Here is a 14,989-nt window from a genome sequence, read left to right as displayed (position 1 = left end):
CGGTCAGCGCGGTCGGTGCACGCCGAGCCGCACGGCGAGGGTCACCTCGACCGGCTCGGGCAGCGCGGCGATCCGGCCGGCGAGCCGGGCCGGGTCGGTGTGCCAGGCGCTGGGGCCCATCCCGACCAGGGTGGCCACCTCGGCGCGGCGGAGCGCGAGCCGGTGGCGGTGCTCGCTGCCGGACTCCTCGGTGAAGTGCCCGGCCAGGCTGCCGGCCACCCGGTCGGCCTTGGCCGGGTCGACCCGGAGCAGGTCGAGCGCGTCGACCAGCTCGCCCAGGTGCGCCGCCGCCGGGGTGACCACCAGCAGCGCCCCGGCCGGGTGGAGCACCCGGTGGAATTCCGGGCCGTTGCGCGGCGCGAAGACGTTGAGCAGCACGGCGGCCGAGGCGTCGGCCAGCGGCAGCCGCTGCCAGGTGTCGGCCAGCGCGGCGGCGGCGCGGGGATGGGCCCGCGCCGCGCGGCGCAGCGCCGGCTTGGCCACGTCCAGCGCCAGACCGACGGCGTCGGGCAGCGCCGCCAGCACCGCCGCGAGGTACCAGCCGGTCCCCGCGCCGGCGTCCACGACCAGCGGGTACGCCTCGCCGGTGCGCGCGGCGTGCGGCGGCGCGGCGGCGGCGAGCGCGGCGGCGACCGGGTCGTAGTGGCCGGCGGCGAGGAAGTCGGCGCGGGCCGCGACCATCTCGGCGCTGTCCCCGGTGTGCGGGGCGCGGCCGGCGAGCAGGTTGACGTACCCCTGGCGGGCGAGGTCGAAGCTGTGCCGGTGCGGGCAGCGCAGCGCCCGGGCGGTGCCGGCGGTGGTCTCGGTCAGCGGCTCGGCGCAGACCGGGCAGCGCAGCCGGGCCAGGATCCGGGGGTCCATCTCAGGCGTCCGCCCGGGTGGGGCGGTCGCCGGCGAGGTGGTCGACCACCCGGTGGGTCAGCGCGCCGAGCGCGGCGATCTCCTCGGGGGTGAGCAGGTCGATCAGGTGCCGGCGGACGGCGGCCAGGTGGCCGGGGGCGGCCGCCTCGATGGCCTGCCGGCCGGCGGCGGTGAGCGTCACGATCGAGCCGCGCCCGTCCGACGGGCACTCCGCCCGGCTGACCAGGCCGCGCTGCTGCATCCGGGCCAGGTGGTGGGAGAGGCGGCTGCGGGACCAGAGCATCCGGTCGGCCAGCTCGCTCAGGCGAAGCCGCTGGTCGGGGGTCTCGGAGAGGTCGGAGAGGACGTCGTAGTCCGGCTCGGAGAGGCCGGCGTCCTGCATCAGCTCCCGGGCCAGCGCCAGATCGAGCAGGCGGCGCATCCGGCGGTAGCCGCGCCAGGCGCGCTCCTCCCGCTCGTCCAGCCAGCGTGGTTCGTCCATGCGCCGATCCTAACCGAGTGGTTGACATGTCATCGAAGCCTCCGTACGGTCGATGACATGTCAACCACAATGCCGGCGCGGCCGGCCCGGCTCCTGGCCGGCCCCGTGCTCTTCGGCGCCGGCGTGGACCCTCGACTCGCCCCACCGGCCACCCGCCGTCCCGTCCCGACAGGAGCGACCCCGCCATGCCCCGCCTGAACGTGATCGTCGCCAGCACCCGCCCCGGCCGGGTGGGCCGGCGGATCGGTGACTGGTTCACCGCGGCCGCCGTCCGCCACGAGGGCTTCGACGAGGTACGCCTGGTCGACCTCGCCGAGGTCGGGCTGCCCTTCCACGACGAGCCGCAGCACCCCTCGGAGGGGATCTACCTGCACCCGCACACCCGGCAGTGGAGCGCCACGACCGCGGCCGCCGACGCCTTCGTGTTCGTCATGCCCGAGTACAACTACGGCTTCAGCGCCCCGCTGAAGAACGCGATCGACTACCTCTACCACGAGTGGCAGCACAAGCCGGTGGGCTTCGTCAGCTACGGCATGACGTCCGGCGGTCTCCGTGCGGTCCAAATGATCAAGCAGGTGGTGACCACGTTGAACATGATGCCGGTGAACGAGGCGGTGACCATCTTCCTGCGGCAGGCGCTGGACGACGCGGGCGAGCTGCGGCCGGACCCGGGCCGGGAGGCGGCGGCGGACCAGTTGCTCGACCGGTTGGCCCGGCTCGCCGTCGCGCTCGCCCCACTGCGGGCGGTGCCGGCGTGACCGCCAGGCTGTGGGAGCTGTTCGGCGAACGGGGGCGCGGGGTGCTGGTCACCCTGCGTCGGGACGGCCGCCCGCAGCTCTCGAACGTCGACTACCTGGCCGAGCCGGGGCTGATCCGCTGCTCCACCACCGGCGACCGGGCCAAGGTGCGCAACCTGCGCCGCGATCCGCGGGCCAGCTTCCACGTCACCACCGCCGACGGCGGGGCGTACGCGGTGGCCGAGGGCACGGTGACGGTGACCCCGCCGGCCGCGGCCACCGATGACGCCACGGTCGAGGAACTGGTCGAGGTCTACCGGCGGATCCGGGGCGAGCACCCGGACTGGGCGGACTACCGGGCGGCCATGGTCGCGGACGGCCGGGTCGTGCTCCGCCTCGCGGTCGAGCGGGTGTACGGCTGGCGGCCGTGATCCGGCCCGGTCCGTTGCCGGGGCCGGACCGGCGGTGACTAGGGTCTGAGCATGGTCGCAATCTCGTACGCGGACATCGTGAAGGCCCCGAAGGCGCTGCTGCACGATCACCTCGACGGTGGGCTGCGGCCCGCCACGATCGTGGAGCTGGCCACCGAGGTCGGCCACGAGTTGCCCACCACCGACCCGGCGGCGCTGGGCCGCTGGTTCGTCGAGGCGGCCAACTCCGGCTCGCTGGAGCGCTACCTGGAGACCTTCGCGCACACCGTGGCGGTCATGCAGACCGCGCCGGCGCTGCGCCGGGTGGCCCGCGAGTGCGCGCTCGACCTGGCCGAGGACGGGGTGGTCTACGCCGAGGTGCGGTTCGCCCCCGAGCAGCACCTGGAGCGGAACCTGACCCTGGACGAGGTGGTCGAGGCGGTGGTGGCCGGCTTCGCCGAGGGCAGCGCCCTGGCCGCCGAGGCGGGCCGCCCGATCCGGGTCGGCACCCTGCTCACCGCGATGCGGCACGCCGCCCGCTCGCAGGAGATCGCCGAGTTGGCGGTGCGGCACCGGGACACCGGCGTGGTCGGCTTCGACATCGCCGGCGCCGAGGCGGGCTTCCCGCCCACCCGGCACCTGGACGCCTTCGAGTACCTCCAGCGGGAGAACTTCCACTTCACCATCCACGCCGGGGAGGCGTTCGGGCTGCCGTCGATCTGGCAGGCGATCCAGTGGTGCGGCGCCGACCGGCTCGGCCACGGCGTCCGGATCGTCGACGACATCACCCCGGGCGATCCGCCGGTGCTGGGCCGGCTGGCCGCGTACGTGCGGGACAAGCGGATCCCGCTGGAGCTGTGCCCGTCGTCGAACGTGCAGACCGGGGCGGCGGCGTCGATCGTCGAACACCCGATCGGGCTGCTGCGCGACCTGCGCTTCCGGGTGACGGTCAACACCGACAACCGGCTGATGAGCGGCACCTCGATGTCGCGGGAGATGGCGCTGCTGGTGGAGGCCTTCGGCTACGGCTGGAAGGAACTCCAGTGGTTCACCATCAACGCCATGAAGAGCGCCTTCATCCCGTTCGACGAGCGGCTGGCGATCATCGACGAAGTGATCAAGCCGGGGTACGCCAAGCTGATCGGCTGATCAGGGATGCTGCTGCGGGTGGCCGGCGAGCAGGTCGGCCACCCGGCGCAGCACCTCCCGGGCCCGGGCCGCCTCGGCGCCCAGCCCGGTCTGCCGGCGCAGCACGCCCGGCTCGGCCCGCAGCAGCGCCAGCCCGCGGCGGAACAGCACCCTCGGCGCCTTGCGCTGCTCGGCGAGGTCGCGGGCGAGCCGGCGGAGAAAGGTCGCCCCGCGCGGGCGGCGCAGCGCGTACGCCCCGGCGAGCAGGCCCCGGCGGCGGCACTCCGCCACGATCTCGGCGGCGAAAATCCCTTCGGCGATGAAAAATGGCGATCCGGTCACGTCGAATGGCCGGCTGGCCACCCTCCGGTCCGCGCCGATCGCATAAACCGGCACTTCGGCCTTGCCCTCCCGGGCCAGTCGGGCAATGGTTTCCACCGCTGTGTCCGCATCCCAGGACAGGGGAGACTCCCAGTCCACCTGTCCGTTCCGGCGTGGACACGTAGGGTCATCGCCGTCCTTGTAGAAGTCGTCCAGGCAGAGGACGGGAAGTCCGGTTCGTTCGGCAATGTAGGACTTTCCGGAGCCGGAAGGCCCGGCGAGCAGGACGACGCGGTGAGGGTGTGCCATTACTTTGAGTGACTCCGGCCAGACGGATTGCTATCAAATTGCATCAACATCTCATCACACCACCGGCGAGGTACAACCTGGTCTTTCTCTTTGCGGAGCGGCGTGATGGAATCTCGGAGGTCCGACCCGCCGGGTCGGTCGCTCGGCGTTGCCCAGAGGCGACGCCCGGGCGCGGTAATGCGAGGGCGGTGACGTGAGCAAACGGCCAACGACGGCGGGCTCCTTCCTGTCGCGTCTACGTCGGCCGGCCAGCCGGCTCCGCGACATGCCGATCTGGTCCAAGCTCGGTCTGATCATGATCGTGCCGACCATCGCCACGGTCGTGGTGGGCACCAGCGGGCTGGTCGACCACCTGCAGACGCTCAACAATGCCAACCGGGCCGGGAACCTGGCCAACCTCATCGAAACCTCCGGTGACCTGGTTGACAGCCTCCAGGACGAGCGGGTGGCGGCGGTGCTCTGGCTGGGCGCCAACCGCGAGGGCCAGACGGTGGCCGAGCGGACCCAGAGCAACGCCCAGTACCAGGAGGCGTACAACCGCGCGACCCAGCGGGTCGACCAGCGGAAGAACCCGTACTCCGACCAGCGGCTCAGCATCGAGGGCCTGCCCTCGACCTTCGAGAAGCTGCTGGACGACATCGACCAGGGCCTCGCCGACCTGCCCGGCACCCGCAGCCAGGTGCTCAACGGCAAGTTGAAGATCGTCGAGGCCCAGCAGATGTACGCCGGCCTCATCAGCGACCTGCTCGGGGTCCGGGACTCGTCCAGCCAGCTCGCCGGCGACACCAACCTGAGCGACCAGATGCGGGCCGCGGCCGCCACGGCGCGGCAGAAGGAATACATCGCCCAGCGCCGCGTGGTGGTCCACCGGGCGCTGGTACAGGCCACCCTCACCCCGGCGCTGCGCGACGAATACATCGCCACCGTCACCGGCGAGCAGCAGGCCGCCGAGACCTACAAGTCCGTCGCGAGCCAGGCCGACCAGGACTTCTACCAGCAGACGGTCTCCGGCCCCGACCTGCGCGAGTCGGTCAACTACCAGAAGGAGATCAGCAGCAGCAGCGGCGACCTGTCCGAGCTCAACTTCAACTCGGACAAGTGGGACCACGCCATGGTGGCCAACACCGAGCTGATCCGTACCGTCGAGTCCCGGCTCGACGGGAACGCGGTCCGCAAGGCCGACCAGCTCCGCTCGGCCACCCAGACGCAGGTGTTCCTCGAGACCGGCCTGCTGCTCACCATGCTGCTGCTGGCCATCCTCTTCGCCTACCTGGTGGCCCGCTCGATGGCCCGCTCGCTGCGCGAGCTGCGGCAGGGTGCCCTCTCGGTGGCCCAGTACGGCCTGCCCCAGGCGGTGGCCCGGCTGCGTGACCCGCAGGTCACCGGCCAGCTCTCCCCGATCCAACTGGCCAACCAGATCGCCGAGCCGCTGCCGGTCCGCAGTAAGGACGAGTTCGGCCAGGTGACCGAGGCGTTCAACGCCGTCCACCTGGAGGCGGTCCGGACCGCGGCCGAGCAGGCCGCCCTGCGGGCCTCCGTCGCGACCATGTTCGTCAACCTGGCCCGCCGGTCGCAGATCCTGGTCGACCGGCTGATCGGCCACCTCGACCGGCTGGAGCGCGGCGAGGAGGACCCGGACCGTCTCGCGGAGCTCTTCCAGCTCGACCACCTGGCCACCCGGATGCGCCGCAACGACGAGAACCTGCTGGTGCTCGCCGGCGCCGACTCCACCCGCGTGCAGCGCGAGCCGGCCGCCCTGATCGACGTGCTGCGCGCCGCGCAGTCCGAGGTCGAGCACTACACCCGGATCGAGTTCGGCGTGATCGACCGGGACATCGAGATCGCCGCGCACGCGGTCAACGACCTCGTGCACCTGGTCGCCGAGCTCTTCGACAACGCGACCGCCTTCTCCCCGCCGGACAGCCACGTCATGGTGGAGGCCCGCCGGGTGGGCGACCGCGCCTCCCTCTACGTGGAGGACCGGGGCATCGGCATCGGTCCGGAGCAGCTGCGCGAGCTCAACGAGCGGCTCGCCACGCCGCCGCAGGTGGACGTGGCGGTCTCCCGGATGATGGGCCTGGTCGTGGTCGCCCGGCTGGCCTCCCGGCACGGCGTCAAGGCCGAGCTGCGGCCCGGCGCCGACCGGGGCACCGTCGCCGACGTCACGCTGCCCCCGTCGGTCCTCGTGCCACGGGCGCTGAGCGGCCGGGGCCACCCGGCACCCGCGCTGCCGGCCGCCGGCCCGCAGCAGCCCGGCCCGGCACCCACCTTCGGCGCGCTGGCCGCGCTCGGCAACGGCCCGCACACGCCGCCCGCGCAGCGGCCCAGTGGCTCCGGCAACCAGGTCACCCTCGGCGGCCGGGCATTCGAACCCGCGCCGCGGAACGGTTCCGGCACCCCGGCCACCACGGGCGGATCGCGCGCGATGCCGGCCTGGTCCGACCTCACCGGCGCCAACGCGCTGGCCGGCGGGGACGGGTTCCCGCCGCGGCCAACCAACGGGCAGTCGGTCGACCCGCTGCCGCAGCGGCGCGGCCCCGAGGGCGACCCGGGCAGCACCGGCCAGCAGCCGGCCATCCCGCGGCAGCTGCCGAGCAGCCCCGAGCGGCCGTACAACCCGCCGCCGGTCTCCGCGCCGCCGGTGCCGCCGGTGTCGGCCCCGCCGCTGCCGCCGGTCTCCGGCGCCCCGGTCTCGGCCTCCCCGGTCTCCGGTTACCCGGTCTCGGCCTCGCCGGTCTCCGGCCACCCCGTCTCCGGCCAGCCCTACCCGGGCTACCCGGTCTCGGCGCAGCCGTACTCGGCGCAGCCCTACTCCGGCCAGCCCTACTCCGGTCAGCCCTACCCGGGCCAGCCGGTGTCGGCCGCGCCCGCGTCCGGCCAACCGGGCTCGGTGCCGCCGGCCAACCAGCTGCCGCCGCGGCCGGTACCGCAGGCCGGCACCCAGGGTGCCGGCGCGCCGCCGGCCTGGCCGCCGGTCGCCGCGCCCGACCAGGGTGCCCCGCCGGTGCCGGAGCGTCTCGCCGCCGGCCTGGACATGACCACCGAACTGCCGCGGGTGACCCGGCCGGAGCCGCAGCAGGCCGCCGCGCCGCCGGCGGCCGGCCGCCCGATGGCCGCACCGGCTCCGGCGACCCGGCCGACCCCGCAGCAGGCGGGCAACCGCCAGCGGTACGCGGACGAGACCATGGAGCTGCCGATCTTCCGGGAGCTGGAGTCGGCCTGGTTCCGCACCCGCCGGCCGGGGCCGAACGAGGAGACGACGGCGCCGCCGGCGGCGGCCACGAACGCCGCCGCGACCCAGCAGTTCGCCAAGGTCGACGTCGCCGGTCCGGCCGCGCAGCAGCCAACACCCGCAACGACAGGTAACACGCCGATGGCACACACCCCGGCGGCCGGCGCAGGGCCCCGCGAAAACGGTTCGGCCAACGGGGGCGGGCGTTCCGGCTTCGCCGAGGCGCTGCCGAACCGCCGGCCCCAGCAACCGCAGTCGCCCGGCTGGCAGACCGCGGCCGACGACGGCTGGCGGGCGGCCTCGGCCGCCACCGAGGTCCCGGTCGCCGAGACGACCCAGAAGGGTCTGCCCAAGCGGACCCCGATGGCCCAGCTCGTGCCGGGTGGCATCGAGAAGCCGTCGGCCTCGGTCCAGCGCCGGACGCCGGAAGGCGTACGGGGTCTCCTGTCGGCCTACCATCGAGGTGTGCAGCGGGGGCGTAACAACCCCACCGACAGCAACTCGACCGGCCCGGAGGGCACTCCGGACGGGCAGCAGTCCTCGCAGTCTGGCTCAGGCCCGGTGGCCGGGAGCGGGCAGAAGGAGCAACAAGGATGACAACTACGCAGGATCTCGGATGGCTGCTCGCCAACTTCGCTGACCGGGTGCCCGGCGTGGCGCACGCGGTCGCGGTCTCCGCCGACGGCCTGCTCCTGGCCTCGTCCCGGGACCTCCCGCGGGACCGGGCGGACCAGTTGGCGGCGATCGCCTCCGGTCTGGTCAGCCTGACCCAGGGCGCGGCCCGCTGCTTCGAGGGCGGTGCGGTGCTCCAGACGGTGGTCGAGATGGACAACGGCTTCCTGTTCCTGATGTCCATCAGCGACGGCTCGTCGTTCGCGGTCCTCGCGGCCCGCAGCTGCGACGTCGGTCAGGTCGGCTACGAGATGGCTCTGCTCGTCGACCGGGTGGGTGACGCCCTGACCCCACAGCCGCGTACGGCTGTGGGGATGATGGGCTGATCGACGCGCTGACCGGTGGGTCAGGAGCGGCAACAACTACGACATCGACGGACATCACCGGGGAGAGCCGGTGCCGGGTACGAAGGAGGTGAGCGGCGAGATGGTCGATCGTGACGAGCCGACCGGGGCGTTGGTCCGTCCGTACGCCGTGACCCGCGGTCGTACCCGGCCCCGGCTCGAGATCGCCCTGGAGGCGCTCGTCGAGACGACGGTTCGCGGCCGCGCCGTTGCCACCGGCAATGGCGGTCAGGGTCGTGAACACCAGTACATCGCCGCGCTGTGTGACGGACGCGTGCAGTCACTCGCCGAGATCGCGGCGCGTATGCAGCTTCCGCTCGGCGTGGCCCGGGTGCTCATCGCCGACATGGCGACGGACGGCCTGGTCGCGGTCCACGAGCCGACCATCCTGGACGACTCCGACGACGCGGTGGGCACTGAACTGCTGGAGAGGGTGCTGAGTGGACTTCGCAGGCTCTGACATGTCGCACCGGCCGCCGGTCCCGAGCGGGCGCGTGACGTCGGCGAAGATCGTTATCGCCGGCGGGTTCGGCGTCGGCAAGACGACGCTCGTCGGCTCGGTCTCGGAGATCACGCCGCTGACCACCGAGGCGATCATGACCTCCGCCGGCGTGGGCGTCGACGACAACCGGCAGGTGCCGGGCAAGACGACGACCACGGTGGCGATGGACTTCGGACGTATCTCGATCGACCGAGATCTGATCCTGTACCTGTTCGGTACGCCGGGTCAGACCCGGTTCTGGTTCATGTGGGACGAACTGGTCCGCGGCGCCATCGGCGCGGTGGTGCTGGTCGACACCCGCCGGTTGGCCGACTGCTTCGCCGCCATCGACTTCTTCGAGCACCGGCGGCTGCCGTACCTGGTGGCCATCAACTGCTTCGACGGCATGCAGTACCACGACCCGCAGGACGTCCGGGACGCGCTGGCGATCTCGCCCGACATTCCGGTGGTGGCCTGCGACGCCCGGAACCGGGAGTCGACCAAGCACGTGCTGATCTCCCTGGTCGAGTACGTGCTCACCATGCGGCGCTCGCGGGCGGTCGCGCCCGCCTGACGGCGGCAGCACAAGCGCCCGGTGCCTGAGGTCACCGGGCGCTTATCGCTGTCCACATCACGGCTGCGCCGCCGGGCGGGCCCACCACCCCAGCCGCCCGCGGTGGACGGCCAGGCCCACCCCGACCGGCCCGGGTGGACGGTCAGGCCCACCACCCCGACCGGCCCGCGTGGACGGTCAGGCGTAGCGTTCCCAGCTGCCCTGGTGGACCTGGTAGACGCCGAGCGAGTCCGGTTCCATGCCGCCGTGCCGGGTCGGCGCGAACGCGTAGGCGCCGGCCATTCCCTCGACCACCTGGGTCTGCAGGAACGCCCGCAGCCGACCACGGTCCACGTTGGTCGCCATCCGGGCCGCGGAGACCAGCAGTTGCAGGGCATCGGAGGCGTACGGGGCGAAGCCGGTGTAGCTGCCGTGCCGCTGCAGGTAGCGGTAGGCGAAGTCCTCGCGGGCCACCTGCGCCGAGTTGGCCGCGGTCAGCGGGGAACTGCTCAGGCAGGCCGGGTGGATCACGTAGGCGCCCTCGACGGCCGTCGCGTTGGGCCGGGCCAGGGTGTCGTCGGCGACCGCCCCGGCGTCGAAGAAGAGCGGCCCCCGGTAGCCGGCCCGACGCAGCTCGCGGGCGGCGGCACCGGAGTCCGGCGCGGTGCCCCAGACGATCACGCCGTCCGGCCTACCGGCGGCGGCCCGGGCGGCGGCGGTGCGGAGGCCGCGACCGCCGGCCGGCAGCCGGACGGTCCGGCCCAGTTGGACGTCGGCGCGGGGCAGGGCGGCACGGACCGCCCGTACCCCGGAGTCGCCGTGCAGGCCGTCGGCGGCCAGCAGGGCCACCCGCCGGATCTCCAGCGTGCCGAGCAGCCGGGCCAGCCGCCGGGCGACCTCCGCGGCGTCGGGGGCGAGCTTGAAGACGAAGGCGCGTTCGGCCAGCGGCAGCGCGATGCCGTCGCCGGCGGCCAGCGACAGGTACGGCGTCCGGAGGTCCTGGGCCACGTCGATGATGGCCATGGAGGTCTCGGCGAGGGTGCCACCGGTCAGGGCGTGCGCCTGGGTGCGCTGGATCAGGTCGGTGGCCTGCTTCGCGGCCTCGGCGGGGTTGCCGCCGTTGTCGCGGATCTCCAGCCGCACCGTGCGGCGCAGCTTGCCGACGGGGAAACCGGTGACGTTCAGCGTGTCGGCGGTGATCTCCAGGGCACGCTGCTGGAGCACGCCGAGGGCGGCGCCCCGGCCGGTCAGCTCCAGGCTCACGCCGACCACCAGCTCGTGGTCGTCCGGCGCGTTGCTGGCAGGGCCGTCGTCCGGGCGTTCGCCGGGCCGTCCGCACGCGGCGAGCATCAGGGTGCTGGCCGCCGCGGCGAGCACGCCGCGCCGGGTCAACACGGACGGGTCGAATGCCGGTGTCGCCATTGGAGTCGCCTTCCCACCCCGGCGACGCCCGCGCCGGCTGGTCCGCCGGGTATGGTTCCGGCCGGCCAGACCCGACGTCAAATTAGCCGGGTGTGGGCAGGAACACGCCGGTGGTCCGGAGTGCCGCGCTGCTCAGGAGCGGAGCGCGGCGCCGCTCAGGAGCGGTACCCGGCGGAGCGGTACTCGTACTCCCGGTCATCGTCGCGGTCGCCGGAATCGCGGGTGAAGTCCCAGCCACCGGCGGCCTCGCGACCCGGGCGGCCGCCGACGGCGAAGCCGCCGATCTCCTGACCGCGCCGCCAACCCCGGAAGTAGCCGGTGGTGTTCTCGGCGAGGCTGGCCGCGTTCCGCACGATCCGCAGTGGACGCTCGTCGCGCAGCGGCGAGCCTGGCACCAGGTTGGCCTGGGGGACCCGCTTGGGCAGGCCGGCCTTGGTCTCGTCGCCGACCGCCGGGCGGGCCGCCTGCTCGGCGGCCTGCCACCCGGTGTCGGCCGTGCTCGACCACTCCAGGTCGGCCTCGTCGCCGTGCCCGACGAACCAGGCGGACTTCGCCTGCGCGAAGATCAGCAGGTCGCCGTCGCCCTCGTCGGAGACCGGCGGGGGCCGGTGCTCCTTCGGCGCGGGACGCCGCTCCAGCGGGGGCGGCAGCTCGGCCCGGGGGGCCGGCCGGCCGGACCGTTCGGCACCCCGCTCGACCAGCCGCAGCGGCGGGGTCTCCAGCCCGGGGTCGGTCGGCGGGTTCAGCTCGTCCCGCAGCGCCCGATCGGCCAGCGGCGGCGGCTCGACCAGCCGCAGCATCGGCGGCTCCTGCGGCAGGTCGTCCGCGAGCCACGGCGGGGTGACCCGGCCCGGGTCGCTCGGCGCGTCCACGCCCCGGCCGCCGTACCCGTAGCCGGGCGCGGCCTCCTTGGCGCGGTCGTCCTCCTCGCCGCTGTTGACCAGCGGCCAGTTGGCCCGGGAGCCGGGGGGAGCGGACTCCTGCCCGGGGCGGGGCGCCGGCACCGGGATGGTCAGGTCGGTCGCGCTGAAGCCGCCGGTGGGCGACTCCGGCGTGATCTTGGGCCGGGGCGGGATGACCGTTCGCTGGCGCTCGGCCCGGGCGCTGTTGATGGCGGCCGTGGTCAGCGTCGGGCGGAACGGCTCACCGGCCTCGGCCGGCGGCACGGTACCGCGCTGGGCCGGGGTGATCGGGGTGATGCCCGGCGGCGGCGGGGGCGGCGCGGAGATCGGCCGGTTGGTCGGGGCGTCCACCCGCGACGGCTGCGGCGCGCCGGCCGGCTCGGGGCGGCTGGCCGGCCGGTTGGCGGCGGCTGCCGGGGCGACCGGAGCGGGCGCCACCGGCGGTGGCGTGACCGGGGCCGGAGCGACCGGCGGCGGCGCGAGCGGCTGCGGCGAGAGCGGCGCGGCGGGACCGGAGATGGGCTCGGGACGGCTGCGCCGGCCCACCGGCTCGGGTCCGGCGGGGCGGCCCGACCGCAGGCCGGTCAGCTCGCCCACCGACTCGCCACGCCGGGCGGCGGCGCGGCGACCGGGTGCCGGAGCGGGCGTGGTGACCCGGGCGGTCAGCGCACCGACGAGCGAGTCGCAGCCGGCGTCGCAGGCCCGCACGGAGGCGACCGCCTGCCGCACGGTCTCGGCGACGGCGGCGGTGAGTGCCCGGTTGACGGCGGCGCGCCGGGGGGTCTCGGAGATGGCCACCCGCAGCGCGGTGACCGCGTCGTTGACGGTGCCGGCGTCGGCGACGCCCTCGGCCGTGAGGTGCGCGGCGACGGCGTCCGCAGCGACCGGGACGTCCCGCCCGCCGGCCACCGTGCCACTGAGCATGCTCGGCTCGGGCAGCGCGTCCAGCACCGCCAGGGAGACCGGCTCGGCCGGGTCCGGATAGGCCCGCAGGGCCGCCGGGTAGAGCTCGCGGAGCACCTCGCGCAGCGTCACGGCGGCGGAGTGCCGCCCGCTGGCCAGCGCCGCGTGCGCGGCGAGAACCTGCTTGTAGCCGGCGAGATCGCGGGGTGCCGGGAGGGTGACCGCGGAGAGCGCGCCGGCCTGGAGGGCGCGGGCCAGCCCGACCGCCCGACGCTCTGCCGGCGCGGACTGCATCTCCTCCAGCGAGTCGTCATCGGCGAAGCGCTCGGCGAAGTCGTCGACCGAGTCGTCGTCCGCGATCGCCAGCGGTCGGCCGGCCGCGCTGAGCAGCGACGTGACCGTGTGGTCGTCGCTGTCCGCGGCGATCGCCGCACCGCTCGGGCCGCCCGATCGCTCGACGAGCAGCGCGACCAGCTGGGCGTAGCCGGCGGGGTCGTCGCCGATCTCGCAGACATGCAGCAGCCGGCCTGCGTCGTCGACCACAGCGGACGTCAACGTCGAACCGGCCGAAGCCGGCCGGTCGGCCGGATCCGCCGAGGCCAGACCGCAGTACACGCGCACGAGCGCCAAGGCGTCGTCCTCCTCCCGGGACACAAGGCTTTCTCTGCCAGAGACTGATGCTCCCCGCTTCGGGTCAGTCGCGCCAGTCCACAACCGCAGAGATCTTGCCGACAATGGTGCGCCAACCCAGACTTGCGGTTTGTGCCCCGATTTTCTTCAACCGGCGCCGGCCGAGGAAACCACCGATTCCGCCGTTGACACTGGCCCGCAGCGCCTCATCGAGGTCGTCCAGGCTGGAGCCCGCGGAGAGCATGTCCAGTACGGCGGGTAGCCGCAGCGCGTACGCCAGGTCACGGGCGATCTCGCCGGCCTCGATCAGGAGCGTGGGATCCCAGGCGTCGTGGCCGCCGCGCAGGTTCTCCACGACCAGGTCGAGCTCATAGGTGTCCTCGTCCAGCGGCGCGATGTCGGCCGGCTCCACCCGTTCGGACAGTTCATTCCAGCTGTCCAGTTGAGACAGGTCGTTGGGCGCACCGGAACGGATGAATGACACCAACGATTCCGGGCTCTTGAAGAGCAGCAGCTTGCCCCGGTGGGTGAGGAAGGCCGGCACCTCCTCGTCGCCGGCGTCGTCCGCCTCGTCCTGGTCCTCGTCCTCGTCGGTCGCCTCGTCGGCGTCGGCGTCGGCCTCGGCCTCGGCGTCGACGTCCTCGGCCGCGTCGGTCTCGGTGTCGGTCGCCGCCGACTTGCCGCGCCGGCGGCCCGCGGGGCGCTCCTCGGCCTCCTCGTCCTCGTCCTCGGCGGTAAGGGCGGCGTACTCCTCGTCGAGGATCACCACCTCTTCCTCGTCCTCGGTGTCGACGACCTGGCGGCGGGCCAGGAACGGGTCGTCCTGGTCGCGCTCGGCGACGTCCGTCGGGGTCAGCTCCCGCGCCGGCCGGTACGCCCGCAGCGTGTAGCCGGTGCCGGCGGGCAGGGCGATCTCCACCGGGTCGATGCGCAGCTCGTCCCAGAGCGTGCGGTCCGGGGCCGGGCGGTCGACCTCGACCTCGTCATCTGCGGCCGACGCGGTGGTGTCGTCGAGCTCGGGCTCGTCGGCGTCGGGCCGTTGGGGCGACTGGCGGGCCACGCTGACCTCCGGGTGCTTTCGGGTTGCCCACGCGGCGGCCCCTTCCGGCCGCCGAGTGACTCTGCGCACATACCCTAGTGGGCGACGCGGCAGACTGGGAGCGCACCCCGGTGGCGTCCCGAGCGGCAGACAGGTAGCCTTGCTACACATGAGGGCCCAGGCGCTGCACGGACACCTGGACGCGCTGCTGCTGGCGGTGCTGGAGCAGGGCGAATTGCACGGCTACGCGATTATCGACGCGCTCCGGGCCCGCAGCGGCGGCACCCTGGACCTGCCCACCGGCACCATCTATCCGGCGCTGCGCCGCCTCGAGCGGGCCGGTTACGTGGCCAGCTCGTGGAGCACGGTCAACGGTCGGGAACGGCGCACGTACCGGCTCACCGACGCGGGGCTGCGGGCGCTCGCCGGCGAACGCGCCGGCTGGCGCGAATTCAGCGACACGGTCGGCCGCTTCCTCGGCACCGACCAGCCGCCCGCCCCGGCTTGACCCGCCCGGCCCCGGCCTGACCCGTCCGCGTCGGCGGCCTGACCCGTCCGCCCCGG

General features: G+C 74.1%; 14 protein-coding genes. 8 read left to right on the top strand and 6 right to left on the bottom strand.

All coding sequences use genetic code 11. The features are described 5' to 3' along the window. Positions 1–3: 3 nt before the first annotated feature. Entirely contained in the window at positions 4–861 is an 858-nt protein-coding gene (locus LQ51_RS17280; protein WP_046567024.1) for a putative RNA methyltransferase, read from the bottom strand. A 1-nt stretch (position 862) separates the two neighbouring features. Beyond that, positions 863–1,342, bottom strand: coding sequence for a MarR family winged helix-turn-helix transcriptional regulator (locus tag LQ51_RS17275; RefSeq protein WP_046567022.1), 480 nt, complete (start codon positions 1,340–1,342; stop codon positions 863–865). Positions 1,343–1,527: 185 nt separating this feature from the next. On the opposite strand from LQ51_RS17275, the gene LQ51_RS17270 reads away from it, so the two are divergent. The 3 genes from LQ51_RS17270 to LQ51_RS17260 are packed head-to-tail and all read left to right on the top strand — an operon-like array spanning position 1,528 to position 3,638. Next, positions 1,528–2,100, top strand: coding sequence for an NADPH-dependent FMN reductase (locus tag LQ51_RS17270; protein WP_046567020.1), 573 nt, complete (start codon positions 1,528–1,530; stop codon positions 2,098–2,100). Beyond that, positions 2,097–2,510, top strand: coding sequence for a PPOX class F420-dependent oxidoreductase (locus tag LQ51_RS17265; RefSeq protein ID WP_046567018.1), 414 nt, complete (start codon positions 2,097–2,099; stop codon positions 2,508–2,510). Before LQ51_RS17270 ends, LQ51_RS17265 begins: the two co-directional genes overlap by 4 nt. Positions 2,511–2,561: 51 nt before the next feature. Next, a complete protein-coding gene (locus LQ51_RS17260) occupies positions 2,562–3,638 on the top strand; it encodes an adenosine deaminase (RefSeq protein ID WP_046567016.1) in 1,077 nt (358 codons plus the stop codon). Here LQ51_RS17260 and LQ51_RS33990 read toward each other — a convergent pair whose 3' ends face one another. Further along, positions 3,639–3,980, bottom strand: a complete 342-nt coding sequence (locus LQ51_RS33990) for a hypothetical protein (RefSeq protein WP_231605784.1) — start codon at positions 3,978–3,980, stop codon at positions 3,639–3,641. It lies immediately after the preceding gene. Between the two features lie 460 nt (positions 3,981–4,440). Between LQ51_RS33990 and LQ51_RS17250 the strand changes: the two genes are divergently transcribed. From LQ51_RS17250 to LQ51_RS17235, 4 genes are all read left to right on the top strand, one after another. Next, complete coding sequence (locus tag LQ51_RS17250; RefSeq protein ID WP_046567013.1) at positions 4,441–8,076, top strand: sensor histidine kinase; 3,636 nt, start codon at positions 4,441–4,443, stop codon at positions 8,074–8,076. Further along, positions 8,073–8,477: a roadblock/LC7 domain-containing protein gene (locus LQ51_RS17245; RefSeq protein ID WP_013283992.1), complete on the top strand. Its 405-nt coding sequence runs from the start codon at positions 8,073–8,075 to the stop codon at positions 8,475–8,477. The genes LQ51_RS17250 and LQ51_RS17245 overlap by 4 nt, the downstream gene beginning before the upstream one ends. A gap of 100 nt (positions 8,478–8,577) precedes the next feature. Then, positions 8,578–8,955 (top strand): DUF742 domain-containing protein, encoded by a 378-nt coding sequence (locus LQ51_RS17240; protein WP_046567086.1) that lies wholly within the window; start codon positions 8,578–8,580, stop codon positions 8,953–8,955. Between the two features lies 1 nt (position 8,956). Further along, positions 8,957–9,550, top strand: a complete 594-nt coding sequence (locus tag LQ51_RS17235; RefSeq protein WP_046567012.1) for a GTP-binding protein — start codon at positions 8,957–8,959, stop codon at positions 9,548–9,550. A 177-nt stretch (positions 9,551–9,727) separates the two neighbouring features. Here the strand turns inward: LQ51_RS17235 and LQ51_RS17230 are convergent, their stop codons facing one another. The 3 genes from LQ51_RS17230 to LQ51_RS17220 form a co-directional block, all read right to left on the bottom strand. Beyond that, the gene (locus LQ51_RS17230) at positions 9,728–10,951 is read right to left on the bottom strand and encodes an ABC transporter substrate-binding protein (protein WP_046567011.1); all 1,224 of its coding nucleotides are present in this window, start codon (positions 10,949–10,951) and stop codon (positions 9,728–9,730) included. A 155-nt stretch (positions 10,952–11,106) separates the two neighbouring features. Further along, positions 11,107–13,410 carry a hypothetical protein gene (locus tag LQ51_RS17225; RefSeq protein WP_046567009.1) on the bottom strand — a complete coding sequence of 768 codons (2,304 nt, stop codon included), beginning with the start codon at positions 13,408–13,410 and terminating at the stop codon, positions 11,107–11,109. Between the two features lie 40 nt (positions 13,411–13,450). Further along, the gene (locus LQ51_RS17220; protein ID WP_046567007.1) at positions 13,451–14,446 is read right to left on the bottom strand and encodes a hypothetical protein; all 996 of its coding nucleotides are present in this window, start codon (positions 14,444–14,446) and stop codon (positions 13,451–13,453) included. Between the two features lie 148 nt (positions 14,447–14,594). Between LQ51_RS17220 and LQ51_RS17215 the strand changes: the two genes are divergently transcribed. Beyond that, a complete protein-coding gene (locus LQ51_RS17215) occupies positions 14,595–14,933 on the top strand; it encodes a PadR family transcriptional regulator (RefSeq protein WP_046567005.1) in 339 nt (112 codons plus the stop codon). The last annotated feature ends 56 nt before the right edge of the window (positions 14,934–14,989 follow it).

Origin of the sequence: Micromonospora sp. HK10 (assembly GCF_000982955.1) — a bacterium.
Classification (GTDB): Bacteria; Actinomycetota; Actinomycetes; order Mycobacteriales; family Micromonosporaceae; genus Micromonospora.
This window is presented reverse-complemented; position numbering and strand designations above follow the sequence as displayed.